The organism is Xanthobacter luteus (assembly GCF_040049235.1).
GTDB lineage: Bacteria > Pseudomonadota > Alphaproteobacteria > Rhizobiales > Xanthobacteraceae > Xanthobacter.
Genome location: NZ_JBDZDO010000001.1, coordinates 1,177,681 through 1,204,307 on the forward strand (window position 1 = coordinate 1,177,681; position 26,627 = coordinate 1,204,307).

24 protein-coding genes are annotated in these 26,627 nt (G+C 69.6%); 12 read left to right on the forward strand and 12 right to left on the reverse strand.

The features are described 5' to 3' along the window. Positions 1 to 41: 41 nt before the first annotated feature. The 3 genes from ABLE88_RS05730 to ABLE88_RS05740 are packed head-to-tail and all read right to left on the reverse strand — an operon-like array spanning position 42 to position 2,717. Entirely contained in the window at positions 42 to 1,016 is a 975-nt protein-coding gene (locus tag ABLE88_RS05730; protein WP_348830480.1) for an ABC transporter substrate-binding protein, read from the reverse strand. 43 nt (positions 1,017 to 1,059) lie between these two features. Next, positions 1,060 to 1,941, reverse strand: coding sequence for an ABC transporter permease (locus tag ABLE88_RS05735; RefSeq protein ID WP_348830481.1), 882 nt, complete (start codon positions 1,939 to 1,941; stop codon positions 1,060 to 1,062). Beyond that, entirely contained in the window at positions 1,938 to 2,717 is a 780-nt protein-coding gene (locus tag ABLE88_RS05740) for an ABC transporter ATP-binding protein (RefSeq protein ID WP_348830482.1), read from the reverse strand. The genes ABLE88_RS05735 and ABLE88_RS05740 overlap by 4 nt, the downstream gene beginning before the upstream one ends. A gap of 297 nt (positions 2,718 to 3,014) precedes the next feature. Between ABLE88_RS05740 and ABLE88_RS05745 the strand changes: the two genes are divergently transcribed. Beyond that, positions 3,015 to 3,710 carry a class I SAM-dependent methyltransferase gene (locus ABLE88_RS05745; RefSeq protein WP_348830483.1) on the forward strand — a complete coding sequence of 232 codons (696 nt, stop codon included), beginning with the start codon at positions 3,015 to 3,017 and terminating at the stop codon, positions 3,708 to 3,710. 4 nt (positions 3,711 to 3,714) lie between these two features. On the opposite strand, the gene ABLE88_RS05750 is transcribed toward ABLE88_RS05745, so the two are convergent. Then, the gene (locus ABLE88_RS05750) at positions 3,715 to 4,140 is read right to left on the reverse strand and encodes a GtrA family protein (protein WP_348830484.1); all 426 of its coding nucleotides are present in this window, start codon (positions 4,138 to 4,140) and stop codon (positions 3,715 to 3,717) included. A gap of 284 nt (positions 4,141 to 4,424) precedes the next feature. Here ABLE88_RS05750 and carB point away from each other — a divergent pair, with 284 nt between their 5' ends. After that, the gene (carB, locus tag ABLE88_RS05755; RefSeq protein WP_348830485.1) at positions 4,425 to 7,787 is read left to right on the forward strand and encodes a carbamoyl-phosphate synthase large subunit; all 3,363 of its coding nucleotides are present in this window, start codon (positions 4,425 to 4,427) and stop codon (positions 7,785 to 7,787) included. Positions 7,788 to 8,037: 250 nt separating this feature from the next. Then, on the forward strand, positions 8,038 to 8,511 hold the full coding sequence (greA, locus tag ABLE88_RS05760) for a transcription elongation factor GreA (RefSeq protein WP_348830486.1): 474 nt from the start codon (positions 8,038 to 8,040) through the stop codon (positions 8,509 to 8,511). A 208-nt stretch (positions 8,512 to 8,719) separates the two neighbouring features. On the opposite strand, the gene ABLE88_RS05765 is transcribed toward greA, so the two are convergent. Further along, positions 8,720 to 9,391 (reverse strand): hypothetical protein, encoded by a 672-nt coding sequence (locus ABLE88_RS05765; RefSeq protein WP_348830487.1) that lies wholly within the window; start codon positions 9,389 to 9,391, stop codon positions 8,720 to 8,722. Between the two features lie 178 nt (positions 9,392 to 9,569). Between ABLE88_RS05765 and ABLE88_RS05770 the strand changes: the two genes are divergently transcribed. Beyond that, positions 9,570 to 11,072 (forward strand): MFS transporter, encoded by a 1,503-nt coding sequence (locus ABLE88_RS05770; RefSeq protein ID WP_348830488.1) that lies wholly within the window; start codon positions 9,570 to 9,572, stop codon positions 11,070 to 11,072. A gap of 78 nt (positions 11,073 to 11,150) precedes the next feature. Here ABLE88_RS05770 and ABLE88_RS05775 read toward each other — a convergent pair whose 3' ends face one another. The 3 genes from ABLE88_RS05775 to ABLE88_RS05785 form a co-directional block, all read right to left on the reverse strand. Continuing rightward, entirely contained in the window at positions 11,151 to 11,855 is a 705-nt protein-coding gene (locus ABLE88_RS05775; protein ID WP_348830489.1) for a superoxide dismutase, read from the reverse strand. Positions 11,856 to 11,954: 99 nt separating this feature from the next. Then, the gene (gene budA, locus ABLE88_RS05780) at positions 11,955 to 12,788 is read right to left on the reverse strand and encodes an acetolactate decarboxylase (RefSeq protein ID WP_348830490.1); all 834 of its coding nucleotides are present in this window, start codon (positions 12,786 to 12,788) and stop codon (positions 11,955 to 11,957) included. Positions 12,789 to 12,904: 116 nt separating this feature from the next. Then, positions 12,905 to 13,447 (reverse strand): DUF2478 domain-containing protein, encoded by a 543-nt coding sequence (locus ABLE88_RS05785; RefSeq protein ID WP_348830491.1) that lies wholly within the window; start codon positions 13,445 to 13,447, stop codon positions 12,905 to 12,907. 201 nt (positions 13,448 to 13,648) lie between these two features. Here ABLE88_RS05785 and ABLE88_RS05790 point away from each other — a divergent pair, with 201 nt between their 5' ends. Continuing rightward, a complete protein-coding gene (locus ABLE88_RS05790; protein WP_348830492.1) occupies positions 13,649 to 14,257 on the forward strand; it encodes a cupin domain-containing protein in 609 nt (202 codons plus the stop codon). Between the two features lie 218 nt (positions 14,258 to 14,475). On the opposite strand, the gene glmM is transcribed toward ABLE88_RS05790, so the two are convergent. Then, positions 14,476 to 15,819: a phosphoglucosamine mutase gene (glmM, locus tag ABLE88_RS05795; protein WP_348831094.1), complete on the reverse strand. Its 1,344-nt coding sequence runs from the start codon at positions 15,817 to 15,819 to the stop codon at positions 14,476 to 14,478. 651 nt (positions 15,820 to 16,470) lie between these two features. Here glmM and ABLE88_RS05800 point away from each other — a divergent pair. Continuing rightward, the gene (locus ABLE88_RS05800; protein WP_348830493.1) at positions 16,471 to 17,472 is read left to right on the forward strand and encodes an adenosine kinase; all 1,002 of its coding nucleotides are present in this window, start codon (positions 16,471 to 16,473) and stop codon (positions 17,470 to 17,472) included. Positions 17,473 to 17,482: 10 nt separating this feature from the next. Beyond that, positions 17,483 to 18,814: an ATP-dependent DNA helicase gene (locus ABLE88_RS05805; RefSeq protein WP_348830494.1), complete on the forward strand. Its 1,332-nt coding sequence runs from the start codon at positions 17,483 to 17,485 to the stop codon at positions 18,812 to 18,814. Positions 18,815 to 18,868: 54 nt separating this feature from the next. On the opposite strand, the gene ABLE88_RS05810 is transcribed toward ABLE88_RS05805, so the two are convergent. Next, the gene (locus tag ABLE88_RS05810) at positions 18,869 to 20,161 is read right to left on the reverse strand and encodes a type III PLP-dependent enzyme domain-containing protein (protein ID WP_510182854.1); all 1,293 of its coding nucleotides are present in this window, start codon (positions 20,159 to 20,161) and stop codon (positions 18,869 to 18,871) included. 363 nt (positions 20,162 to 20,524) lie between these two features. On the opposite strand from ABLE88_RS05810, the gene ABLE88_RS05815 reads away from it, so the two are divergent. The 5 genes from ABLE88_RS05815 to ABLE88_RS05835 all read left to right on the forward strand — a co-directional run bounded on the left by ABLE88_RS05815 (position 20,525) and on the right by ABLE88_RS05835 (position 24,266). Then, entirely contained in the window at positions 20,525 to 20,968 is a 444-nt protein-coding gene (locus tag ABLE88_RS05815; protein WP_348830495.1) for a hypothetical protein, read from the forward strand. Then, on the forward strand, positions 20,965 to 21,645 hold the full coding sequence (locus ABLE88_RS05820) for a ribonuclease T2 family protein (RefSeq protein ID WP_348830496.1): 681 nt from the start codon (positions 20,965 to 20,967) through the stop codon (positions 21,643 to 21,645). The genes ABLE88_RS05815 and ABLE88_RS05820 overlap by 4 nt, the downstream gene beginning before the upstream one ends. Before the next feature lie 34 nt (positions 21,646 to 21,679). Next, positions 21,680 to 22,528, forward strand: coding sequence for a 23S rRNA (adenine(2030)-N(6))-methyltransferase RlmJ (locus tag ABLE88_RS05825; protein WP_348830497.1), 849 nt, complete (start codon positions 21,680 to 21,682; stop codon positions 22,526 to 22,528). Positions 22,529 to 22,540: 12 nt separating this feature from the next. Beyond that, positions 22,541 to 23,485 carry a hypothetical protein gene (locus tag ABLE88_RS05830; protein ID WP_348830498.1) on the forward strand — a complete coding sequence of 315 codons (945 nt, stop codon included), beginning with the start codon at positions 22,541 to 22,543 and terminating at the stop codon, positions 23,483 to 23,485. Positions 23,486 to 23,669: 184 nt separating this feature from the next. Further along, entirely contained in the window at positions 23,670 to 24,266 is a 597-nt protein-coding gene (locus tag ABLE88_RS05835) for a glutathione S-transferase N-terminal domain-containing protein (protein ID WP_348830499.1), read from the forward strand. Positions 24,267 to 24,347: 81 nt separating this feature from the next. Here ABLE88_RS05835 and ABLE88_RS05840 read toward each other — a convergent pair whose 3' ends face one another. Together ABLE88_RS05840 and ABLE88_RS05845 are read right to left on the reverse strand one after the other, a co-directional pair. Then, positions 24,348 to 24,734, reverse strand: coding sequence for a DUF1236 domain-containing protein (locus ABLE88_RS05840; RefSeq protein ID WP_348830500.1), 387 nt, complete (start codon positions 24,732 to 24,734; stop codon positions 24,348 to 24,350). 291 nt (positions 24,735 to 25,025) lie between these two features. Then, positions 25,026 to 26,453 (reverse strand): aspartate aminotransferase family protein, encoded by a 1,428-nt coding sequence (locus ABLE88_RS05845; RefSeq protein ID WP_348830501.1) that lies wholly within the window; start codon positions 26,451 to 26,453, stop codon positions 25,026 to 25,028. Positions 26,454 to 26,627 lie beyond the last annotated feature (174 nt).

Genomic DNA, 26,627 nt, shown 5'->3' on the forward strand with positions numbered 1-26,627 from the left:
CCGCCGCCTGGTGGATGAAAGACGGGGCCCGGGGGGCGGCGTCAGTTGATGGTCAGGGCCTTGTCGATGAATCCCTTGCCCACGAAGGTCTTGTAGTCGGGCTGCGCCTTCAGGTTGCCGAGCGCGATCTGGGTATCGAGGCCCACCTTCAGCGCGGCGGGGGTTATGTCGACGCTCTTGGGATAGACGTCGTCCGCCAGCATGCGCTTGGTGGCGGCCTCGACCACCGAAGCATCGAGCTTCGGGAACTCCTTCTTGGCGATCTCCACCGTCTCGGCCTCGTTGGCGTGCATGAAGCGCATGGCGCGCTCCAGGCCGTTGGCGAGGCGCTGGGCGAGGTCGGCATCCACGTCCTTGCGGGCGGTGATGGAGGAGAAGGCATAGGGGCCGTAGAGCTTCGGGAAGCCAAGAATGACCTTCATGCCCCGCGCCACCACCTGGTCGAGGCCGGGCTCGTACATCACCGCGAGCTTGGCCTGGCCGGCAGCCAGCGGTCCGGGCTCGGAGCCGATCGGCACCTGGATCATCTCCACGTCCGTCTCGCCCAGGCCGTTCTCCTTGAGCAGCTTGATGAAGAGCGAGGTGCTGGTGGTGGGCATCTGGCCGGTCACCACCTTCTGGCCCTTGAAGTCCTTGGGGCTCTCGAACTTGAAGTCCGGGGCGGCGGCGATCCACACGGCGGCGCCGTTCACCACATTGGCCATGATGAAGACCGGAGCGCCCTTCTCGGCGGCGATGGCGGTCCATTCCGGCCCGTGCAGCGAGAATTGGGCGCTGCCGGAGATCACCGCCGAGAGCGCGGCGGTGGGCGAGCCCGCGGTCTCCTTCGTCAAGTCGAGGCCCTCCTTCTCGAAGTAGCCCTTGTTGATGGCCACGTAGAGCGGAAGATAAAGCATCGACTGGAAGGCCTGCGAGAGCACCACCTTCTTGCTCTGCGCGGCGGCCGGCGCGGTGCCGGCGGCGAGCGCCACGGCCGCCGCGAGCGATGCCATCTTCAGTTTGCGCACAAAGGACATGGGCAATCTCCGATCGGGTTGGAAAGGCGGGTCGGTGAGGGGGTCAGACGTTGATCTGGGTCGCGTGCTGCTCCTGCTTCCAGGGCAGCAGCCAGCGCTCGGTGAGTTCCACCAACTGGTAGAAGACGAAGCCCACCAGCATCAGCACGAACAGGCCGGCCCACACCGAGTTGAGGTCGTAGAGGCTGGAGGCGGTGTAGATCAGGTGGCCGAGGCCGTGCTGGGAGGAGATGAATTCGCCCACCACCGCGCCCACCAGCGCGAAGCCGATATTGATGCGGAAGGTGGCGATGATCGCCGGCAGCGTGGACGGCACGATCACCTTCTTGAAGATGCGGTGCTTGTCCGCCCCCATGGAGAACAGAAGGGCCTGCAGGTCCTTGTCCGCGTCCTTGGCGGCCTGGTAGGCGGTGATGAGGGCGACGATGGAGGTGAGCGAGACCGCGAGCGCCACCTTCGAGGTCAGCCCGGTGCCGAACCACAGGATGATGATCGGCGCGAGCGCGATCTTCGGCACCGAGTTGATGGCGGCGATGAACGGCTCGGTGAGCCGGGCCACGAACACCGAATACCAGAGCGCAAGGCCGATCACCGAGCCGATGACCGTGCCGAAGGCGAAGCCCAGCAGCGCCTCGAACACCGTGTAGCCGGTGTCGACGAACAGCGAGCCGTCGGCGACGGACGAGACCAGCACGCCGAGGATGCCGCTCGGCTGGCCCAGCAGGAAGGCATTGGCCCAGCCGATGTCCACCGCCACCTCCCACAGCAGGAAGAAGGCGACCACGGTGAGGATCTGGAGGGCGGAGCGCCCGAGGGTGGAATCGAGCGCGTTGCGGCGCGCCTTGCGGCGCCCGGGCGCCCTCCTCACGGCGGGCTTGGGGGCGGCACCGGGCTTGCTCATGGCGGTCTCAGACATGTCGCTCATGCGGTGGCCCTCGTCTGGATATCGAGCTCGGCGCACAACGTGTGGAAATAGCCGGAGAAGCGCGGATCGGAGCGGGCGGCGATCGGCGAACGCTCGGACAGCGCGATCTCGTGCACCGACTTCACGGTGGTGGGCCGGTGGCTCAGGACCACCACGCGCTTGGACAGCGCCACGGCCTCGTCGATGTCGTGGGTGACGAGGATCACGGTCTTGTGGAAGGTCTCGACCGCTTCCAGCAGCACCGCCTCGAGATACAGCCGGGTCTGGTAGTCGAGCGCCGAGAAGGGCTCGTCCAGCAGCAGGATGTCGGGGTCCAGCACCAGCGTGCGGATCAGCGCCGCGCGCTGGCGCATGCCGCCGGAGAGCATCTTGGGATAGGCGTTCTCGAACCCCGAGAGGCCGAAGGTGCTGATGTACTCACGCGCGGTGTCGCGCGCCTCGGCCGGCTTCACGCCCCGCGCGTCGAGGCCGAGCAGGACATTGTCGAGCACCGTGAGCCAGGGGAACAGCAGGTCCTTCTGCATCATGTAGCCGACGCGGCCGCGCAGGCTGTCCACCTCCTGCCCCCGATAGAGCAGCATGCCCTCGTCCGGCTCCGTGAGGCCGGCGATCACATTGAATACAGTCGTCTTGCCGCATCCCGACGGCCCGATGATGCTGACGAAGTCCTTTTCGTGGATGTCGAACGTCAGGCCGTCGAGCACTTTGACGGGCTCGGTCTTGCCCGGGAAGCTCTTGCGGATGCCGTTCAGGCGGAGCTGAACTTTGGGCGCCATCGGCGTCTCCTTTGTTGCCAGACCAAGAGGTAGCAACAAGGGTGCCAAAGCGGCGTCGGTGGATTTTTTGCTTTGCAACAAAGGCTTGCAGCGCAGCGGGCGGGGTGCCCCTGGGGCAGTGCGCTGATGCGATTGTATGCATGTTGCCGCCTTTTTTGTCATGGCAGCACCATGACGAGTGCATGCAGTCCGGACCCGATCCCGTCGTCGCCGCATCTTGCGTGCGCCGTGCGGTATTTTCGCGTGAGGTCGGCGCCGACCTGTGCCACAAGCGTCCGCCTACGGGGGGACGCGTTCATGGCAAGCTGGATCTCCTTCTGGGACGGCGCCAGTGCCGTCTATGTGAACAGGCGGCACAAGGCGGTGCATTACGCGCGGATCGCCGCCGACCTCGCCTGCTTCATTCCCTCGCCCGACGCGCGCGTCCTGGACTTCGGCTGCGGCGAGGCGCTCAGCGCCGGGCGGCTCGCCGAGGCCTGCGGCACGCTGGTGCTGTGCGACGCCGCCCCGTCGGTGCGGGAGGCGGCGAAGGCGCGCCACGCCGGCAATCCCAAGATCGAGGTGCTCTCCCCCGAAGAGGTGGCGGCGCTGCCGGACGGCAGCTTCCATCTCGTGGTCGTGAACTCGGTGCTCCAATATATCCCGCGCCCGGACCTGCCCGGCCTGCTCGCCGGCTGGCGGCGGCTGCTGGCCAAGGGGGGCAGCCTGCTGCTGGCGGACGTGATCCCTCCCGACGTGGGCATGCTGCAGGACGTGGCCGCATTGCTCGCGTTCGCGACCCAGGAGGGCTTCCTGCCGGCGGCGCTGCTCGGTTTGGTGCGCACCGCCCTTTCGCCCTACCGCAAGCTGCGCAACGAACTCGGCCTCACCTTCTACCAGGAGGAGGAAATGCTGCGGCTGCTGGAGCAGGCGCGCCTGCCGGCGAGCCGCGTGCGTCCCAATATCGGCCACAACCAGAGCCGCATGGCGTTCCAGGCGTTCCGCCTGCGCTGAGGGCTCACGCCTCCGGCGCGTGGCGGAAGGCCCAGATCCGATAGGCGCCGAAGGTCCAGATCAGCACCAGCCCGGTGGTGACGACCTGGGCGAGGAGATAGAACAGCCCCAGCCGGTGGACCAGGAGGTCCATGAGGAAGGCGTTCAGCGCGAAGGCGACGCCGGCCACGGCGATGAACCGCGGCACCGCCCCCACATGGGACCGGGTGGCGTTGAAGGTGAAGCGGCGGTTCAGCACATAGGAGATCACGCCGCCCACCAGGAAGCCGCAGGCCGAGGCGCGGACCGGCCCGGCGAGGCCAAGTTCCACCAGCGCCGCCAGCGTCGAGAAATGGCCCACCGCCGCCACCGAGCCGGCGCCGGCGAAAGAGATCACCTGCCTGATCAGCGGCTGGTAGCGCCGAACCAGATCGTGAACCATGGATGCCATGCAGGGCCGCTCCCGGCGGGTAGGGGAGGAAGGCGTCTTCCGTCACCCGGAATTATGGTCTAAGGAAGCCCATCAGTGTGACGGGCCAAGGGATATTTCGTCGCTCTCGCGCCGCCCTGCCCGCCCGCGCCGCCTTCGGGCGGTGATCGAGCTTAATGATGAGGGGCGCGCGACCCGCGGCCCTTTTTTTGCGCCCGAGGCGCGATCTTTGCCGAAAAGCGCATGACGGTTTTCGGGAAGGCGTGTCGCAGCCCGGGCGAACGTGGAACGAGCGCCGGGAAGACATGCCGAAACGCACCGACATCGACACCATCCTCATCATCGGCGCCGGGCCCATCGTCATCGGCCAGGCCTGCGAGTTCGACTATTCCGGAACCCAGGCGGTCAAGGCGCTCAAGGAGGAAGGATACCGGGTGGTCCTGGTGAATTCCAATCCGGCGACCATCATGACCGACCCGGATCTGGCGGACGCGACCTATATCGAGCCCATCACCGCCGAAATCGTCACCAAGATCATCGAGAAGGAGCGCGGCGACCGCTCCCGGGGCTTCGCGCTCTTGCCCACCATGGGCGGCCAGACCGCGCTCAATTGCGCGCTGTCGCTCAAGAAGATGGGCACGCTGGAGGCGTTCGACGTCGAGATGATCGGCGCCACCGCCGAGGCCATCGACATGGCCGAGGACCGCGAGCTGTTCCGCAACGCCATGACCCGGATCGGCCTCGCCACCCCGAGGTCGCGCCAGATCAAGACGCTCGCCCAGGCGCTCGAGGCGCTCGAGGAGGTGGGCCTGCCGGCCATCATCCGCCCGTCCTTCACCATGGGCGGCACCGGCGGCGGCATCGCCTACAACAAGGCCGAGTTCATCGAGATCATCGAGCGCGGCATCGATGCCTCCCCCACCAACGAGGTGCTGGTGGAGGAGAGCGTGCTGGGCTGGAAGGAATACGAGATGGAGGTGGTCCGCGACAAGGCGGACAATTGCATCATCATCTGCTCGATCGAGAACATCGACCCGATGGGCGTGCACACCGGCGATTCCATCACGGTGGCGCCGGCGCTCACGCTCACCGACAAGGAATACCAGATCATGCGCGATGCATCGCTTGCGGTGCTGCGCGAGATCGGGGTCGAGACCGGCGGCTCGAACGTCCAGTTCGCGGTGAACCCCGAGGACGGGCGCCTGATCGTCATCGAGATGAACCCGCGCGTCTCCCGTTCCTCGGCGCTGGCCTCCAAGGCCACCGGCTTCCCGATCGCCAAGGTCGCGGCGCGCCTCGCCGTGGGCTACACGCTCGACGAGATCGAGAACGACATCACCGGCGGCGCGACGCCGGCCTCGTTCGAGCCCACCATCGACTATGTGGTCACCAAGATCCCGCGCTTCGCGTTCGAGAAGTTCCCCGGTGCCGACCCGGTGCTCACCACCTCCATGAAGTCGGTGGGCGAGGCCATGGCCATCGGCCGCACCTTCCAGGAGAGCCTGCAGAAGGCGCTGCGCTCGCTGGAGACCGGCCTTTCCGGCCTCGACGACATCGAGATCGAGGGCCTGCACCAGGGCGACGACAAGAACGCCGTGCGCGCCGCGCTCGGAACCCCCACCCCCGACCGCATCCTCTATGTGGCGCAGGCGATGCGGCTCGGCCTCACCGACGAGCAGATCCACGCCGCGTGCAAGATCGACCCCTGGTTCCTGGCCGAGATCCGCGGCATCGTCGAGATGGAGCAGAAGGTGCGCCGGCTCGGCCTGCCGGGCACGGAGGGCGCGTTCCGGCGCCTGAAGGCCATGGGCTTTTCCGACGCGCGCCTCGCCGCGCTCTGCGGGCTCACCGAGGCCCAGGTGCGCGCCCGGCGCCACGCCCTCGACGTGCGGCCGGCCTACAAGCGCATCGACACCTGCGCCGCCGAGTTCGCCTCGCCCACCGCTTATATGTATTCGACCTACGAGACGCCGTTCGCGGGCGCGCTCGCCGACGAGGCGCAGCCGTCCGACCGGGAGAAGGTCATCATCCTCGGCGGCGGGCCGAACCGCATCGGCCAGGGCATCGAGTTCGACTATTGCTGCTGCCACGCGGCCTTCGCGCTGAAGGAGGCGGGCTATGAAGCGATCATGGTCAACTGCAACCCGGAAACCGTCTCGACCGACTACGACACCTCGGACCGGCTCTATTTCGAGCCGCTGACCGCCGAGGACGTGCTGGAGCTGATCGCCCGGGAGAAGTCGAACGGCACGCTCAAGGGCGTGATCGTGCAGTTCGGCGGCCAGACGCCGCTCAAGCTCGCCAAGGCCCTGGAGGAGGCGGACGTGCCGATCCTCGGCACCTCGCCCGACGCCATCGACCTCGCCGAGGACCGCGACCGCTTCAAGACCCTCCTCGACCGCCTGAAGATCCGCCAGCCGGCCAACGGCATCGCCTATTCCGTGGAGCAGGCGCGCCTGGTCGTCGGCGAGCTCGGCTATCCCATGGTGGTGCGCCCCTCTTACGTGCTGGGCGGCCGGGCCATGCAGATCATCCGCGAGGAGCGCGAGCTCGGCGACTATTTGCTGGAGACCCTGCCAGGCCTGGTGCCGCAGGAGGTGAAGGCGCGCTACCCCAACGACAAGACCGGGCAGATCAACACCGTGCTCGGCAAGAACCCGCTTTTGTTCGACCGCTATCTGTCCGACGCCATCGAGGTGGACGTGGACGCGCTGTGCGACGGCAAGGACGTGTTCATCGCCGGCATCATGGAGCACATCGAGGAAGCAGGCATCCATTCGGGCGACAGCGCCTGCTCGCTGCCGCCCCATTCGCTCTCGCCGCAGATGATCGCGGCGCTGGAGAAGCAGACCGCCGCCATGGCGCTGGCTTTGGGCGTGGTCGGCTTGATGAACGTGCAGTACGCCATCAAGGGCGACGACATCTATGTGCTGGAGGTGAATCCGCGCGCCTCGCGCACCGTGCCCTTCGTGGCCAAGGTGATCGGCATCCCCATCGCCAAGATCGCGGCGCGGGTGATGGCGGGCGAGAAGATCGCCGCCTTCGGCCTCAAGGCGCCGCGCATCGACCACATCGCCGTCAAGGAAGCGGTGTTCCCGTTCGCCCGCTTCCCCGGCGTCGACACCGTACTGGGGCCGGAGATGCGCTCCACCGGCGAGGTGATGGGCCTCGACACCGATTATGGCGTCGCCTTCGCCAAGAGCCAGCTCGGCGGCGGCACCAAGGTGCCGAAGTCCGGCACCGTGTTCGTCTCGGTGCGCGACGAGGACAAGGCGCGCATCCTGCCGACGGTGAAGATGCTGCAGCAGCTGGGCTTCAAGGTGATCGCCACCTCCGGCACCCTGCGCTATCTCGAGGAGAACGGCGTCGCCGCCAGCAAGATCAACAAGGTGCTGGAAGGCCGGCCGCACATCGTCGACGCCATCAAGAACGGCGGGGTGCAATTGGTGTTCAACACCACCGAGGGCGCCCAGGCGCTGGCGGACAGCCGCTCGCTGCGCCGGGCCGCCCTCTTGCAGAAAGTGCCGTATTACACCACGCTGTCCGGCGCCATAGCTGCGGCGCAGGGGATCAAGGCCTATGTGGGCGGCGATCTCAAGGTGCGCCCGCTGCAGGGCTATTTCGACGCCGATGGAAGCGCGCGACGGGGCAACACCTCCGCCGCATGAGCCGTCGGCTCTCTTCGGTGGGCGTGGGCGGGCGCAAATCCGTCCGCGCGCGCCTTCATATGTGCCGGGCCTCTGCGGCGCGCACCGGAACACGGATCGCCCCTTGCGCTCCGGCCCGGTGGATGGCGCGAGGCGAGGCGGCCGAGCGGACGGTCCGGCGACAGACGGCGGGCCGCCGCGACAGGCCGATCGGAGCCCCCGGAATGGGGGCCACCGGCGGCCACAGGTTCAGGAGGTCTTGAAAGGACCCATGGAGAAGATCCCCATGACGGCGGCAGGCTATGCCGCCCTCGAGAAAGAACTGAAGCAGCGCCAGCAGGTCGAGCGCCCGCGCATCATCAACGCCATCTCCGAGGCGCGCGCCCATGGCGACCTCTCCGAGAATGCCGAATACCATGCCGCCAAGGAGCAGCAGTCGCACAATGAGGGCCGCATCGCCGAGCTCGAGGACAAGCTGTCCCGGGCGGAGGTGATCGACGTCTCCAAGCTCTCCGGCGACGTCGTCAAGTTCGGCGCCACAGTGACCCTCGTGGACGAGGACACGGAGGAGGAGCGGGTCTGGCAGATCGTCGGCGACAGCGAGGCTGACGCGAAGGCCGGCCGCATCTCCATTTCTTCTCCGGTGGCGCGCGCGCTCATCGGCAAGAAGAAGGGCGCCACCGTCGAGGTCGTCACGCCCAAGGGGGCGCGCTCGTTCGAGATCGTCGGTGTGCGCTGGGCCTGACGCGCTCCTTCGGCCGCCTTGCGCAGGCGGCAGGGCGCGGCTGAAAGGCCCCTCTTCCAGGCTCGAAAACGTTGGAGGGCGGCTCGCTGCCCATAGAAATCGCGTCGCGGCTCCCTATGGACGGCAAATCGGCCTTCATTTCTGGAATGGAGACGGGTTCGCTCCCCATGGGGAATCGCTCGGGCGATTGACCATGGGGCATCCGGCGCTAGCGGTAGAGCACCCAGAACAGGCCCACTCTGGGGTTGGCCGCGCGCACGGCGGCATCGGACGAGGCGAAGAATTTCGGCCCGGCGACCCGTGCCTGGACCTGGTCCGACAGGGTGGCCGGCAGCGCCAGTTGCAGCCCCAGCCGGCAGCCCGAGCCGAGATTGCCGAGCTTGCCGCCCTGCCAGTCCGCCACCACGCCGCCGGCCGGTCCGCTGAAGCCCTGGATCCGGAACGGGCGGCCGTTGGCCTTCTCCACGTCGGCAAGGCTCGCGCCGATGCCGATGCCGTTCACGGTCCAGGCGGTGGCCTCGGTGAAGGCGACGCGGCGCGGATTGGTCATGCCGATGGCGTCGCCCCAGGCGACGTCGACGCGCAAAGCGGGATCGCCCGGCAGCAGAACCGTGCCATTGGCGACCGAGCCGTCCGGCTCCATCACCGGGGCGGCGATCACGTTGGCCTGGCCGAAGTCGGCGGCGATGTTGACGGCGGTGGTGTTGGGCGCGAACGGGCCCTGGCACACGAACTGGCGCGGCCCGGCGGTGGGCTTGGGGATCGACACCACCGTCTCGGCATAGTCGCCGAAGGCGTCGGTCTCCTTCACCACGCCGGTGCCCCAGCTGTCCGGCGAACCCTGGCAGGCGGCGAGCCCCAGCACCGCAAGCGCCAGCATGCCAGTGGCGGCGCACGCCGATCGCGCAGGGGAACGGGTAGCACAACGCTTGGACATGGGTTTCTCCCGCAACGCCACCGTCTTAGCCCTTTCACGCCGGGCTCGCCAGGGGGCGCCCGTTACAGCGGCGTCACGGTTGCCGGGCAATGCTTGCCGCAGCGCAGAGGGGGGCGGATCCATGAACGAGATCGAGGCATTTGATACCCATGCCGCGGCGTCCAGCCATGCGGACGCGGCGCACGGCCGTTCGGTCCAGGACTATATCGACGAGGCGCCGGTCTGGCGCGACGGCACGCAGGTCGCCTCCACCCCCATGACGTCCATGCAGTGGCGCATCTGGTGGCTGGCCGCGGCGGGCAAGTTCTTCGAGGGCCTCGTGGTCTTCATGACCGGCGTCGCCCTGCCGCTGATGTCGAAGGAATTCGGCATGGACGCGTTCCAGCACGGCCTCGTGGGCGCGGCGAGCCTTGCCGGCATCCTGGTCGGCGCGCTGTTCCTGGGCGGCCTTGCCGATCATTTCGGCCGCAAGGCGATGTTCGTGGCGGAGATGGTGATCTTCATCGTCTTCCTGGTGCTGCTCTCGGTCAGCCCCACTTTCACCTGGACCGTGGTGTTCCTGTTCGGCATCGGCGTCGCGCTCGGCTGCGACTATCCCACGGCCCATCTGGTGATCTCCGAGAGCATCCCCTCCTCGGCGCGCGGGCGGCTGGTGCTCAGCGCCTTCGGCTTCCAGGCCGTGGGCGCGCTCACCGGCACGCTGGTCGGCTACCTGGTGCTCACCAACATCACCCAGGAATCGTCCTGGCGGCTGATGTACGCGCTCGCCATCCTGCCGGCGCTGGCGGTCACCCTGGGGCGCTTCTTCGTCACCGAGAGCGCCGCCTGGCTGCTCGCCCACGGCCGCGCCGAGGCGGCCGAGCGCGAGGCGGCGCGGCTGCTGGAGCGTACGCCGCCCTATCCCAGGCAGGTCAAGCTGGTGCGCCGCCACAGGCACCACCAGGCGCCGGGGGAGCGCCACCCGCTCGCTCTGTTCAATTCCAAGAACCGGCGCGCCACCATCCTCGCCAGCGTGCCCTGGTTCCTGCAGGACCTCGGCACCTACGGCATCGGCATCTTCACGCCCACCATTCTCGCCGCCGCGCTCGGCCATGCCGCCACGCAGGTGCAGGACCTCACCGACATCATCGTCAAGGACGAACTGGCGGCCGAGGGCGCGGCGCTCATCGACCTGCTGCTGCTGGTCGGCATCGCCGCCGCGGTGGGGCTCGCCGACAAGGTGGGCCGCGTGCCGCTGCAGATCATCGGCTTCATCGGCTGCGCCGCCGGGCTGCTGCTCGCCGCCTTCTCCTCCGCCTATACCGGGAGCACGCAGATCGCCCTCATCTTCGCGGGCTTCATGCTGTTCAACTTCATGACCAATCTCGGCCCAAACGCGCAGACCTACCTGCTGGCGGGCGAGGTGTTTCCGACCCACATCCGCGGCATGGGAGCGGGCTTTGCGGCGGCGTTCGCCAAGATCGGCGCGGTGATGACGGCGTTCCTGTTCCCGATCCTGCTGCACCGGATCGGTACCTCGGCGCTGCTCTACATCCTGGTGGGCACCTCGCTCCTGGGGGCGGTGGTGACCTACCTGTTCCGCATCGAGACCACCGGCAAGAGCCTGGACGATATCGGGCTCTAGGCCGCCCGCACCGCCGCCCCGCGCTGCGGCGGGGGGCGACGGTGGAGGACGGCCGGGCGCGGGGCGCGGGCGCCCCGCTCAGCCCCAGCGCTCGGAGACGTAGGCCCAGTTCATGCGGTCATCGAGCACCGCCTTCACGTGGGCGGTGCGGCGGTTCTCCCAGTCGAGATAATAAGCGTGCTCCCACACGTCGATGCCGGCGAGCACCTTCTTGCCGTCGGGCAGCGGGTTGATGGCGTCCTTGAGGCCCACCACCTCGAGCTTGTCGCCATTCCTCACCAGCCAGACCCAGCCGGTGCCGAACACGCCGTCGCCGGTGTCGGTCATGGCCTTCTTGAGGCCGGCGAGGTCGCCGAAGTCGCGCTTCACCGCATCGGCGAACGCGCCGGTCGGCGGATTGGAGCCGCCCTTGAACTCCATCCAGTAGAGATCATGGTTCCAGGCCTGCGCGGCATTGTTGAACACCGGCGCGTCATTGGCCTTGCGCGCGGCGACCACGACCTCCTCCAACGTCATGTCGGCATAGGGCTTGCCGACGACGAGGGTGTTGAGCTTGTCGTAATAGCCCTTGTGGTGCTTGCCGTAGTGCAGGCCCACGGTGCGCGCCGAGATGGTGGGCGCGAGCGCGCCCTCCGCATAGGGCAAGGGCGGCTGCTGGAACGGCGCGGCGGCGCGGGCGAGGCGCGGCATGGCGAGGGTGGCGGCAGCGGCGCCCGCCATCACCAGCGCGGCACGCCGGCTGACGGGGGCGGGAGCGGAAGCGGCAAGCACGCGGGCGGACATGGCGGTTTTCCCCATGGATGTTCCTCCAACCGCGATCAACGCCACGGCTCCGGTTCCGGTTCCGTCCCCAAACGGCCCGCGGGAGCGCAATCGCGTCCCTCAGCGCCGGGCCCGCTCCGCCGTATCGAGCGCCGCCTCGGTGTCGCCGGAAAGGTCGGCCTTGAGGAAGGCGGCGGTCTCCGGCATGGCGAGGCGGAAGTCGTCGAGCCGCTCCATCTCGAGGGTGATCCCCTCCCCCGCGCAGCCCAGGACGTGGCCGCCGCGGGTGAAGTCGGCGCTGATCACATGCAGGTGCCAGCCGGGAATGCCGATGCCGCGCGCATAAGGCGGCGTGTAGAACCCCACCATGGTGCCGGCCACGTCCGTGTGGTGGAACTCGGCCTGGTGGCTGGTGGCCTCGACCAGCGTCTCGTGCTCGCCGGCCTTGCAGGCGACGCGGTCGTGGATCTGGGAAAAGCGCCCGGTCAGGCGCACCGCGAAGAAGATGTTGTCGGTGTCGCGCCGGGCGTCGAGCGCCGCCAGCAGCTGCGCCATGGAGACGAACGGCGCCAGCGTCTCCTGGTGTTGCGGCGCGAAGTGGGTGACGAGCGCGAACGGCACCTGCATGGCGTCGCCGGCGCGGTGGATCGAGCCGTCCGCGCGCATCTGGAAGAACGCGCCGTCGAGGGCGATCATCTCGCCGTCGAGGCCGGCGAAGGTGCCGAGGCCGAAATCGCCGTGCTCGCGCAGCGTTCCCACCGAGACCACGCCGCCGAACAGCCCCTCCACGATGGCGCCGGAGGTGGAGACCTGGAACAGCGTGCCGTGCTCCACCTGGAGCGCGTCGGCGAGCGCGCGGGAGACGATGTGGTCGACGCTCTCCCCGCTCTCGGCGGCGGCGCGGGTCAGCGCGTCGAGGAGCGAGGCCGAGACCTCGCAGGTGAGTTTCGGCATGGCGGCTCCAAAGCGGGAACGGACGGGATTCGGGCCGGGAGCTTAGCGGAGCGGCGGAGCAGGGCGAAGAGGGTGGGCGCCGCGCGACGCCGCCCCGAAAGCGGGATCCCGAGAACTCAGCCCGCCGCCACGGCGATGCCCCACCAGTCCTCCACCGCGGCGAGATCGGCGGGCGCGAGGCGAGCAAGGTCGCCGACGAAGCCGTCCCACGCGCCGCGCACGGTGGGCGAGACCGAGGTGAGCACGCACAACTCCGCCGCCACGGCGGCGTGGAAGGCGCTGGTCAGCCCGCGCCCCTCCGCCTCCTGGCGGCCGAACTTCGACAGCACCACCACGGTGTCGGAGAGGTCGCCGCCCTCATCGAGCCGCGCGGCGATGGCGCGCTCGACGCCCGCGGCGGCGGCGGCGAGGCCGGCCGGATCGAGGCTGCAGCCGGCCGCGCCGGGGCCGAGATCCTGGTGCAGGCGATGGGTCTCTCCGGAGACCAGATCGAGCAGCAGCACATCTTCGTGGCCGCCGCCTTCGGGCAGGTGCTCGACCACGCCGATGACGCGCGCGCCGCCGGCGGAAAGCCGCCGGGCGGCTTGCGCCAGCAGCGCCTGGATCACCTCGCGGTCGGCGCCTTGCACGGCGAGGATCATGGGTCGTTCGAGCGGCATGCGTCACCCACCTGCGGCCCGCACACCCCACGGACCCGCGGGATGGCTTGCCGGTTTACGAACTCCATTATGCGCGGCGCCGCAAGCCTGTCAGCCTCGGGCAAAACCCGGAGGGCGCGGGCGCCCCGTGCCGAAGCGCGACGCCGCTTGGAATGGCGGGCGGGGCGTGCTTGTCTGTCGCACGCAACCGCGGAGGCCGCCATGGCCGATCACAGCCGACGGGACATCATGGCCGGCGGTGCCCTCGCCGGCGGCAGCCTTGCCGCGTCCGGCGCGCTGGGCGCTGCCATGGCGCAGGCCCTGACCCACGACGACGTGATGCGGCTACTCGCGCTGGAGCCCAACGCCACCTGCGGCTACGTGCGCCTGACCTATGTGAGCAAGGAGCGGATCGCTCCCGGCGGGCTGCCGGCGCCGTTCGCCGCGGGGCGCCCCATGGGCTCGGCGCTGTTTTTCATGCTGACCCCGGACCAGCCGGTGAAGCTGCACCGGATCCGCAACGACCAGCTTTATCACTATTATCTGGGTGACCCCATCGAGGTGCTTTTGATGCTGGAGGACGGCAGCACGCAGAGGCACGTCGTCGGCCCGGACCTGCGTGCCGGCCACACGTTGCAATTGTTCATCCCCGGCGGCACCTTCCACACCGCCCGCCTCGCCGGATCGCGGCGCTGGTTCCTGGGCGGCTCCACCGAATGGCCGGGCGTGGAGCCGCAGGATGTGGAGCTCGGCAAGGCCGACGAGCTCGCCGCCCGCTTCCCCGCCGTCGCCGAACAGATCCGCACCTGGCCGCTGCCGGCGAAGGGCTAGCGAAGGCCCTAGGTACCTCCGGCGAGGCGACGCCGGGCGCAGGTGGCCGGCGCCTCAAGTCCGAAAGACCGGCCCCGCCGCGCCCGTTCCGCCCCCTCTCCCGCGCGGGGAGAGGGGAGGAGCGACACGGAATTTCAGGGATCGATGATCGCGGAGTGGCCGCGCGCTCAGGAGCCGCAGATCAATCGCCACCTCCGCCTGCCCGCGGGCCGCACCTCTCAGGCGGCGACGCGCTGGAGCGCGTCGATCACCTCGTCCACCACGTTCTCCACCAGCTCGCGGTCCTCGCCCTCGCCCATGACGCGGATCACCGGCTCGGTGCCCGAGGGGCGGATGAGCAGGCGGCCGGTATTGGACAGGCGCTGTTCGCCGCGGGCGATGGCATGCTTCACCGCCTCGTTCTCCAGCGGCTTGCCGGAGCCGTAGCGCACGTTCTTCAGGATCTGCGGCATGGGCTCGAAGCGGTGGCACACCTCGGACACCGGCTTGCCGCTGCGCGCGACCACCGCCAGAACCTGGAGCGCGGCCACGAGGCCGTCGCCGGTGGTGGAATAATCGGACAGGATGAGGTGGCCGGACTGCTCGCCGCCCACATTGTAGCCGCCCTGGCGCATGCGCTCGAGCACGTAGCGGTCGCCCACCGCCGTGCGCGCCAACTCGATGCCCTCGCCGGCCAGATAGCGCTCGAGCCCGAGGTTCGACATCACGGTGGCGACGATGCCGTTGCGGGAAAGCCGGCCGTCCACCTTGAAGCTCTCGGCCACCACCGCCATGAGCTGGTCGCCGTCCACCACATGGCCCTTCTCGTCGATGAGGATCACGCGGTCGGCGTCGCCGTCGAGGGCGATGCCGATGTCCGCGCGCACCTCGCGCACCTTGGCCGAGAGCGCGGCGGTGGCGGTGGAGCCCACGTCGCGGTTGATGTTGAGGCCATCCGGCTCGACGCCGATGGAGATCACGTCCGCGCCCAGCTCCCAGAGCGCCTCGGGCGCCACCCGGTAGGCGGCGCCGTGGGCGCAGTCCACCACCACCCGCATGCCCTCGAAGGACTGGTTCCGCGGCAGCGTCCCCTTGGCATATTCGATGTAGCGCGCGTGCACGCCCTCGAGCCGCTTGGCGCGGCCGATCTCGGCGGGCTTCGCCAGCTTCTTGGAGAGGTTCTGGCCGATCAGGCCCTCGATCTCCCGTTCCACCTCGTCGGAGAGCTTGTAGCCGTCCGGGCCGAACAGCTTGATGCCGTTGTCGTCGTACGGGTTGTGCGAGGCGGAGATCATGACGCCGAGGTCGGCGCGCATGGAGCGCGTCAGCATGCCCACCGCCGGGGTCGGCATCGGGCCGAGCAGGAACACGTCCATGCCAACGGAAGTGAAGCCGGCCACCAAAGCGGTCTCGAGCATGTAGCCGGACAGGCGCGTGTCCTTGCCGATCACCACCCGGTGGCGGTGGTCGCCGCGGCTGAAGACGAGCCCCGCCGCCATGCCGACGCGCAAGGCGAGGTCCGCCGTGAGCGTGGCGTTGGCGCGACCGCGCACGCCATCGGTTCCGAAATACCTGCGAGACATGGGGTCCTCGTCCGAACGCTCGGGACTCTTGCCGCCATTTACCACTCGCCGAGAGGAGCCGCCATCATTCTGAATCAAATCGGGGATTTCACGTCCCGCGCCGGGCGTCCGTCCAAGGCCCTCCCAGGGCGTCTTGGCGCCCGCCGCAGGATCCTCCGCCGGTGCGCGCACCGCATGGCTGGCGGCGGTCCCGGCCGCCGGCTCCGCCTCGGTTCCGGTGGCCGCGAGAGCCGCCACGAGGCGCTCGAAGGAGGCGACGGATTGGCGGACTTCCTCCGGGCTCATGTCCCAGATGGACGGCCCGCGCGCCGGCTCCGGCGCGCGGCCGGCGACGCGCTCCAGAAGCTCGCGCATGCCCTGGGCGACGGCGGCCATGGCGCCCCAGCTCCCGCGCCCGTCGCGCATTTCTCCCGCCGTGAAACCAGAGGCCAGATCCGACACCGATCTTTCTCCCTCGCGGACAAAAGCGTGTTCAGGCACGGCCCGGTCGCCGGGACCGCCGCGCCTGCGCGCCCGTCTCGCCCACCCGCCGCGCGCGGCTGCCCAGCCTTGCCGCACGCCCCTCCATTTTACCGGTAAAGGTTAAGACTGCTTGCACGACAACCGCCTGGCGTGCACAAGACGCCCGATTTCACCGGAGACCGCCGCGCCGTGACCAGTCCTGCCCTCGACGTTCTCGCCATCGGAAACGCCATCGTCGACGTGCTTGCCCGGGCGGAGGAGGACGTCCTCGCCGCCCACGGCATGGCCAAGGGCAGCATGACGCTGATCGATGAGGCGCGGGCGGAGGCGGTCTACGCCGCCATGGGCCCGGGCACCGAGGCCTCGGGCGGCTCGGCCGCCAACACCGCCGCCGGCATCGCCTCCCTGGGCGGCAAAGCGGGCTTCATCGGCAAGGTGAGGGACGACCTGCTGGGCTCGGTGTTCGGCCACGACATCCGCGCCGCCGGCGTCGCCTTCGCCACCCCCGCCGCCGCCGACGGACCGGCCACCGCACGCTGCCTGATCCTCGTCACCGCCGACGGCGAGCGCACCATGAACACCTATCTGGGCGCGGCGCAGAACCTCACCACCGCCGAGATCGACGCCGCCATGGTGGCGAACGCCAAGGTGACCTATCTCGAAGGCTATCTGTGGGACCCGCCGCCGGCCAAGGACGCCTTCCTCGCCGCCGCCCGGATTGCCCACGGCGCCGGCCGGGAGGTGGCGCTGACGCTGTCGGACGCGTTCTGCGTCGACCGCTACCGCGCCGAGTTCATGGACCTGATCCGCTCCGGCACGGTGGACCTTGTGTTCTGCAACGAGGCGGAGCTGAAGTCGCTCTACGAGACCGCCGACTTCGACGCGGCGCTGGTGGCCCTGCGCAAGGACGCCAAGCAGGCGGTGGTGACGCGCTCGGAGAAGGGCGCTGCGTTCGTCACCTCCGGCGCGGTGGTCTCGGTGCCCGCGTATCCGGTGGAGCGCGTGGTGGACACCACCGGTGCGGGCGACCTGTTCGCCGCCGGCTTCCTGGTGGGTCACGCGCGCGGGCTCGACCCGGCGACCTCGCTGCGCCTCGGCGCGCTCGCGGCGGGCGAGATCCTCTCCCAGATGGGCGCCCGGCCGCAGCGCAGCCTGCTCGACCTCGCCCGCGAGGCCGGCCTGCTGTCGTGAGCGCGCCCCGTTGAGCGCGGCCGGCGGCGAGATCGAGCGCACCGAGGGGGACGTCCAGTCCGAGCGGGCGCTCGCCGCCATCGACGGCGGCGCGCGGGCGCTCATGGTGCTCGGCGGCGCCGGCACGGGCAAGACCACTTTCCTCAACCGCCTCAGGCGCGAGCCGCGCGGCAAACAGGTGTTCCTCGCCCCCACCGGGGTGGCCGCGCTCCAGGTCGGCGGCCAGACCATCCACTCCTTCTTCGGCATCGCGCCGCGCTTGCTCAACCCCGACGAGGTGAAGCCGCGCGTGCAGGTGCGCCGCCTGCTGAAGCGGCTCGACCGGGTCGTGATCGACGAAATCTCCATGGTGCGCGCCGATCTGCTCGATGCGGTCGACCTCTCCTTGCGCATCGCCCGCGACACGTCGGAGCCGTTCGGCGGCGTGCAGATGGTGCTGGTGGGCGACTTCCTGCAATTGCCGCCGGTGGTGGCACGCGGCGAGCAAGAGATGCTTGGCCGCATGGGCTATGAGGGCCCCTTCGCCTTCCAGTCCAAGGCCCTGATGGGGCAGGAGGCGGCCCGTGTGGCGTTCACCCACGTCCACCGCCAGACCGACCGCGCCTTCATCGCCATGCTCGACGCGCTGCGCCGGGGCCGCGGCGCGCGCGAGGCGGCGGAGGCGCTGAATGCCGCCTGCGTGCGCCCGCACCGCGCGGGCGCACAGCCGGTTCTGCTCACCCCCACCAATGCCCGCGCCGACGCCTATAACGCCCAGGGTCTGGCGGCCCTGCCGGGCGAAGCGCGCGAGTTCGGCGGGCTGGTGAAGGGCGAGTTCGGGCTCGACGGCGACCGCCTGCCGGTGCCCGAACGCCTGGCACTGAAGCCCGGAGCGCGGGTGATGGCGCTGCGCAACGATCCCGCCCGACGCTGGGTGAACGGCTCGGTGGGCACGGTGCTCGGCCTCGGCGCCCACAGCGCGGTGGTCCGGCTCGACGCCGGGCCGATCGTCGAGATCGAGGCCTTCACCTGGGAGCGCATCCGCTACGGCTGGGACGAACCAAACGGGCGCCTGGAGACGCAGGTGGTGGGCACCTTCACCCAATTGCCCCTCGCCCCCGCCTGGGCGCTCACCATGCACAAGGCGCAGGGCCTGACGCTGGACGACGTGCGCATCGATTTCGGCGACGGCGCCTTCGCGCCCGGCCAGGCCTATGTGGCGCTCTCCCGCGCCCGCTCGCTTGAGGGCCTCTCCTTGGTGCGCGAGATCCGCGGCACCGACGTGCGGGTGAACCGCAAGGTGGCGGCCTTCATGGAGGCGTTCGAGCGCGACGATGTCGAGGGCGAAGACTTCCAGGCCTAGGACCGGCGCAGAATGCCCGTGCCGGGCGCTGAAGGCGCTCCCCCTGCGCCGTCCTCACCCCTCCGGCGCCACCCCCATGCGCCGCTCGGGCTCGGCATAGCCTTCGGGCGCGGCGCCGGCCTCGAACGGCTCGTCCACCTCGACGAACGTGTCGGGATAGAAACCGTTGAAATGGGTGCGCAGCGAGAGCGAATAGGCGCCGATGTGGCCGATCTCGATCCAGTCGCCGGTGTCCACGCTCTCCGGCAGGAAGAACGGGCGCGAGAGCACGTCCACGCTGTCGCAGGTGGCGCCGTAGATGCGGAACGGCTCGATCTTGTCGCCCCGCCCCGGACGGCGGCGGCGCGCCGGATCGGGGATGTGGCGCACCGGCAGGACGATCTTGCCGGTCCAGGAATCCGACAGCGAGGCCCAGATGCCGTCATTGATGTAGAGCCGCTGGCCCTTCTTCAGCAGCACCCGCGCGATCACCGAGAAGGCGCGCGCCACGATCACCCGCCCCGGCTCCGCCACCAGCGGCGTGCCGGAAAAGCCGCCGCGCTCCACGGCGCCCATGAGGCGGGCGACGATGTCCGAGAGCGGCGGCATCGCAGGCTGCGGGCGGCGCGGGTCGGCGGCATAGGCGGCGGGAAAGCCGCCGCCCACGTCGAGCGCCGCGATCGGCACGCGCGCGGCGTCGCGCACCTCGGCGGCGGTCGCCACCGCGCGCTCGTAGGTGGCCGCGTCCTCCACCTGGCTGCCCACATGGAAGCAGAGGCCGCACCGGACGCCGAGGCCGTCGATGCGCTGGAGCAGTTCGGCCGCGTGCCCCGGCGCCGCGCCGAACTTCTTCGACAATTCGTAGGCCGCCTCCCCCTTGGAGGCGATGCGCACGAACAAGGTGAGGTCCTGCGGGTCGAGGTCGAGCGCGCGCACGATGCGCAGGATCTTCGCCACCTCGTCCTCGTGGTCGAGGGCGGTGACGCGGATGCGGTAGTGCTCCAGCGCCAGACGGATGTCCGCCTGCGCCTTCACCGGATGCATGTAGAGCAGCTCGGCGTCGGGCGCGACCGCGCGCACGGCGGCGAACTCATGCGGGCTCGCCACGTCGAAGGCGCCGATGCCGGCGCCGGCGAGCGTCTCCAGCACCATGGGCTCGTCATTGGTCTTCACCGCATAAGCGGTGCGGCCGGGAAAGGCATCGAGGAAGGCGCGGGCGTCGGCCGTGAGCACGCTCGGGCGGAAGCAGTAGACCGGATGGTCGGGCCGCAGCTCCAGCGCCGCCTCCCGGCCAGAGGGGAAGCGCGGCAGCGGACGGCCGGCCGCCCCGGTGCGACGGCCGTCGGGCGCGGAGCGGAACGAGGTCATGGCGGTCTCCCTTCGGTCTGCCCTGGCGCCGGCCTGCGGGGCGGCGCCATCATGCCTCATGGAGGGGCATTCGGGCGACGGCGCGGCGCACCCGTCCGGACCTGGCGTGTTTTTCTCCCCGGTGTGTCCCGCCTGCGCTTGACGGACCGCTGACGCCCGCCCCATCGTCCGGCCGGAGCGGGGTGCGTGCGGGCGCCCCATTGGCGTTGGCGCGCCGCGGCGCGCCGTCTCAACGGGGGATGCCGCGCTCGGGGTGCGCTCCCGCGATACGGGTGGAGAGGATCAATGGCCGATCGGGTGCGCGGTTCAGTTCCAGCGACCGCGGGCATGCGCCGCCAGGGTGCCCGTCCGGGCGTCCTAGGCATGATGGCCGCAGCCCTCACGGTGCTGGCCCTCCTCGCCGTCGCCGCGCCGCACGCGCGCGCCGCGAGCCTGCTGGAGAAGAATTTCTGGCTCTCCGGCCCCAATTACAGCGGCATCGTGCCGGCCTGCGACCAGCAGGAGGCGCTGAACATGATCGCGTCGCGCTTCGCCGAGACCGAGCGCATGTATTGGAACTCGACCCTCGCCATCGCCAGCTTCGACAAGCTGCACGAGATCGCCTTCCGCCCCTGGGGGCCGCAGTACCAGCCGCGCCGCTATTGCAGCGCCCGCGTGTTCACCACCGACAACAAGCAGCGCGCCATCTATTACTCGATCATCGAGGACGGCGGCTTCATCGGCGCCAGTTGGGGCGTGGAGTGGTGCATCGTCGGTCTCGACCGCAACTATGCCTATGCGCCCTCCTGCAAGATGGCGCGCCCGTGAGGCTTGAGCGCGCGCGCCGCCTTGCCGCGGCGCTCTGCGGCGCCTTTCTGCTCGCCGCGCTGCAGCCTTCGGGCGCCGCCCGTGCTCAGCAGGACGTTCCCGGCCGCTTCGATTTCTACGTGCTGTCCTTGTCCTGGTCGCCGGCCTGGTGCGAGGCGCAGGGCGCGGAGGCGGACGACGAGCCGCAATGCTCCCGCGCGCGGCCGTTCGCGTTCGTGGTGCACGGCCTGTGGCCGCAGCATGCCCGCGGCTTCCCGCAGTTTTGCGTCCGCCCGGCGCCGTACGTGCCGAACGATTTGCTGCGCGCCATGACCGAGGTGATGCCGAGCCGCGGCCTGGTGCTGCACCAGTGGCGCAAGCACGGCACCTGCTCGGGCCTCGGCCCGCAGGGTTATTTCGACCTGGTGCGGGACGCCAAGGCGAAGGTGGAGATCCCGCCCGAGTTCCAGCGGCTCAACACCTACCGCATGGTCTCGCCCCAGGAGGTGGAGGCCGCCTTCCGCGCCGCCAATCCCGGCCTGAAGCCGGACATGATCTCGGTGGAGTGCGACAGCCGGCGCCTGCGCGAGGTGCGGATCTGCATGAGCCGGGAGCTAGCCTTCACCCCCTGCCCCGAGGTGGACCGGCGTGCCTGCCGCCTCGGCAAGATGGTGATGCCCCCGGTGCGCGGCGGCTGACGCCGCTCCCCCGCGATCCCAGGACGGCCGCCCGATGAACTATCGCCACGCCTTCCATGCGGGCAACCCCGCCGACGTGGTGAAGCACGCCGTGCTCGCCTTGATCCTCGCTTACCTCAACCGCAAGGACGCGCCGTACCGGGTGCTGGACACCCATGCGGGCGCCGGCCTCTACGACCTCGCCGGCGCCACGGCGCAGCGCACCAAGGAGGCGGACGACGGCATCGAGAAGGTGCTCGCCGCCGCATTGCCGGAGCCGGCCGCAACCCTCCTCGCGCCCTATCTCGACGTGGTGCGGAAGCTCAGAGAGGACGGCGGCCGGCGCTATCCGGGCTCGCCCGCCCTCGCACTGGCGCTGGGCCGCGCGCAGGACCGCTTCCTGTTCTGCGAGACCAACCGCGAGGAGCGGGCCAAGCTCGAAAAGCGGATCGGCGCCGACCCGCGCGTCAAGATCCTGGCCCAGGACGGGTGGCAGGCGATCACCGCCCATCTGCCTCCGCGCGAGCGGCGCGGCCTCATGCTGGTGGACCCGCCGTTCGAGGAGCCGGGCGAGTTCCAGCGACTTGCCGAAGGTCTGATCGCCGCCCACCGGCGCTTTGCCACCGGAATCTTCATGCTGTGGTATCCTATCAAGGACCTGCAGGCGGTCGACGCCTTCCGCCGCGAGGTGGCGCGGGCGCGGCTGCCCAAGACCCTGAAGGTGGAGGTGGACTTCGCGGAGGTGCGGCGGCTGGACACGCTTTCCGGCTCCGGGCAGATGATCGTCAACCCGCCCTTCACGCTCGCCGACGACCTGCGCACGGTCCTTGGCGCCCTCGCGCCGATCATTTCGCGGGACGGGAAGGGCCGCGTGCGGGTATCATGGCTCACCGGCGAGGCTTGAAGGAGGCATCTCATGGGGTTGGTCTGGTTGCGGAGTGCGCTTCTCGTCTGCGGTGTCGCCATCGCCCTGGCGACACCTGCCGCCGCGGACTGGTCTCCGGTACCGTTCGCGCCCAAGATCGGAAGCCGCTTTCTCATCACGGTGGAGGACGGCACCACCGACGCCGTCCGCTCCACCACCCGGACCGTCACCTACAAGTTCGACCTCAACTATGTCGCCCGCGAGGGCGATGGCTACCGCATCACCTACCTCCTGCGCGACGCCGTGGTGACCGGAAACGCCCCTTCGGTGGTGCTGGCGCGCGGCGCGGTCGAGGCGCTGCGCGGGGTGATCGTGCGGGCCGTCACCGATGCCAGCGGCAAGCCCCTGCGGGTGGAGAACGAGGACGCCGTGCGCAATTCCATGCGCGGGCTCACGGAGCGCTTCCTCCTGCCCTATCGGGGCAATCCGCAGCTCACCCAGATGCTGAAGCAGGCGTTCGAAGAGCTGTTCACCGCCACCGGCAGCGAGGCGGCAGAGGTCTTCCTGACGCCCCTGCCGCTTCTTGCCAGCGCGCAGAACACCACGTTGAAGCCGGGCGAGGAGCGTCGCTCCAAGAGCAGCCTGCCGAACCCCTTCGGCGGCACCCTCGCCAGCGTCCAGGTGGTGAAGCTCGGAGCAAATCCCAAGCCCGCCGACTACAGCGTTGTGGAGACCGAGACGTTCGACGAAGCCTCGGTGAAGGCGGCGATCGCCGCCCTGACCGATCGCCTCCCGTCGGCGGCCACCCCAAGCGGCGCCGATCTGCGTGCCAAGCTGCCCCAGATCACGCTTTCGGTGACCAAGACGCGCACCGTGGAAGTGAAGGACGGCATCGCGCGGACGGCGCGCACCGTGGAGACGACGCGCGGCAGCGCCGGCGACCAGACCAGCGAGCGCACGCGCAACGTGAACGTTACCGTGACGCCGATTCCCTGAACGCGCCGACGCGGCGGGTCGAGGCCCTTGGTGCCGGCGGCGCCCCCTGCTTATGCTGGGCCGTTGGCGGGCCATCAGCCCTGCGGAACCGTGGCGCGGTTCCAGCGGGGCTGAGAATCGCCCGCTATTGATCGATCGAGGCATCCCGCCGCCCGCCAGGACAACCACCGGAAACGGCTCGCTTATGCTGCTGCGCACCTCGCCCACCTCGCCGTTCGTCCGCAAGGTCCGCCTCGCGGCGGACTGGCTCAACATTCCGCTCGAGCTGAAGCCGGCCGACACGGCCGACAGCTCCGACAGCCTCAGGCTCGAAAACCCCCTCGGCAAGGTTCCGGTCCTGATCACGGACGACGGCGAAACCTGTTTCGACAGCCGCGTGATCCTGGCCCATCTCGACCAGGTCGCTGGGGGCGGACGCATCCTGCCGGCCGATCCGAAGGCGCGCCTCGCCGCCATGCGGCTCGAGGCCCTCGCCGACGGACTGATGGATGCGGGCATACTGGTGCTCTACGAGACGCGGTTCCGGCCCGAGGATCGCCATGAGCCGCGCTGGCTCGACCACCAGAAAGGCAAGATGGACCGCGCCGTCGACGCCCTGGAGCACAATCCGCCGCGCGCGGACGACATGACTGTCGGCACCATCGCCGTGGCCTGCGCGCTGGGCTTCCTCGATTTCCGCTTCGGCGGCCGCTGGCGCGAGAGCCATCCCCGCCTGGCCGCCTTCCAGGACGCCTTCGCGGCCCGCTGCCCGGCGTTCGCGGACACCGCTCCGCGCGCGTGATCCCCCTCCACATCCCGTCTGTGGACACGGATGGGCGGCCGCCCCGGGGAGGGGCGGCCGCCCGGTTCGTGGGCCGCAGCGTCAGTTGACGATGTACACCACCTTGCGGGTACCCGGCTCGACGATCACACGCTGGCCGTTCACCACGGCATACTCATAGTCGCTGTTGGGCACCTCGTAGACCGCCACCTGCCGCGGCAGAGGGCGACCCACGCCGACCTCCTCGCGAACCGTCACGGACGGCCGCCGCTCCTGCACCACGTAGGAGCGCACCTCGGCGGGCGGCTCGGCCGCCGCGCCGACGGTCGCGCCGACGGCACCGCCGACCACCGCGCCCACAGGTCCGCCCACCACCGCGCCGACGGCCGCGCCGCCCACCGCACCGGTGGCGGTGGACGCCTGGGCGAAGGCAAGGCCCGGCACCATCACGGCAAGCGCGGCGCCGCCAACAAGCATCTTCCTGATCATCTCGTGTCTCCTCGTCTGTCAACCCTGTGATCGGAAACGAGGTCGGGAGCAATTCGTTCCAGGCTCGCGAAATGACCTCAATATTGACAGACCAGAGACGATGTCTTCATCGTTTTATTTCACTGCGACGGGAACCTGATCATCGTTCGATGATCGATACATAAGCTTTAGCTGCACCAAGCGTGACATTAGCATTCGGCCAGCCGCGAGCGGCGCACGAAACCTCGTGTGCGCCGGCGGGACCGCGCCGCAGCCGGCACCATCGCTTCTTGGATCGTGAAGGGCTGCGCCTCAGGCGGAGGCGCGCGCCGGAACGCGGGCCACGGGCACCATCAGGCCGCGCTTCAGGAGTTCGGCATGGGTGAGGTCCAGCACCCGCCAGGCGGTGGCCACCAGGTCGTCGGCCTCCTCGTAGCTGAGCGTGAAGGGCGGCGCGAGGATCATGCCGTCGCGCACCGCCCGCATCACCAGGCCTTCGCGGAAGGAGAAGTCGCGGCAGATCAGGCCGACGGTCCCCTCCTCCGCGGCGAAGGCGGCGCGGCTCGCCTTGTCGGGGGTCAGCTCCATGGCGCCGATCAGGCCCACCATGCGCGCCTCGCCCACCAGCGGATGCGCGGCGAGCTTCAGCCAGCGCTCCTGGAGATAGGGGCCGATGTCGCTCTTCACCCGGGCGACGAGCTTTTCCTCGTGCAGGATCTTGAGGTTGGCGAGCGCGGCGGCGCAGCCGCCGGGATGGCCCGAATAGGTGAAGCCGTGGTTGAAGTCGCCGCCGTGCTCGATGAAGCCCTCGGCCACCTTGTCGCCGACGATCACCCCGCCCAGCGGGAAGTAGCCGGAGGTGACCCCCTTGGCGAAGGTGATGAGGTCCGGCTTCACGCCCATGTGCTGGCAGCCGAACCACTCCCCCGTCCGGCCGAAGCCGCAGATCACCTCGTCGCAGACCAGCAGCACATCGCGCTCGCGGCAGATCTTCTCCACCTCGGGCCAATAATTGGGCGGCGGGATGACGACGCCACCGGCGCCCTGGATCGGTTCGCCGATGAAGGCGGCGACGTTTTGCGGCCCGGCTTCGTCGATGGCGCGGGCCACCTCGCGGGCGGCGAAAAGGCCGAACTCCTCGCGCGACATCTGCCCGCCCTCGGCCCACCAATAAGGCTGCTGCACGTGGATGATGCCGGGAATGGGCAGCCCGCCCTGCGCGTGCATGGGCTTCATGCCGCCGAGCGAGGCGCCGCCCACGGTGGAGCCGTGATAGCCGTTGCGGCGGGAGATGAAGATCGACTTTTCGGGTCGGCCCAGCGCGGCCCAATAGTGGCGCACCATGCGCAGCACGGTGTCCACCGCTTCCGACCCGCCGGAGGTGAAGAACACCCGGCTCATGCCCTCGGGCGCCACCTGCGAGATGGCGGCGGCAAGCTCCGCTGCGGCCGGGTGGGTGGTCTTGAAGAAGGTGTTGTAGTAGTCGAGCTCGCGCAATTGGCGCGCGATCGCATCGACGATCTCGTGGCGGCCATGGCCCACCTGCGAGCACCACAGGCCCGACATGCCGTCGAGGATGCGATTGCCCTCGCTGTCATAGACATAGACCCCTTCGGCCCGCGTGATGACCCGCACCCCCTCGGCGTTGAGCGCCTTGGTGTCGGAGAAAGGGTGGAGATGGTGCGCCGCGTCGAGGGCGCGCCAGTGGGCCGTGGAATTGGACGGGGGGCTGGACGTCACGATTGCGATGCTCCTTGGGAAGCCAGGTCACGCTCGGCTCAAGCATGTCATGATCCGGCGGAGAATGCGCGGTTCGGCGTGCCGCGCAAGCCGATCGGATGACGCGGGTCAGGCTGACAGGGGAGCAGGGGCCCGTTATCTTTCGTCGGCATTGCCGGCTCCGCTGGCGGATGC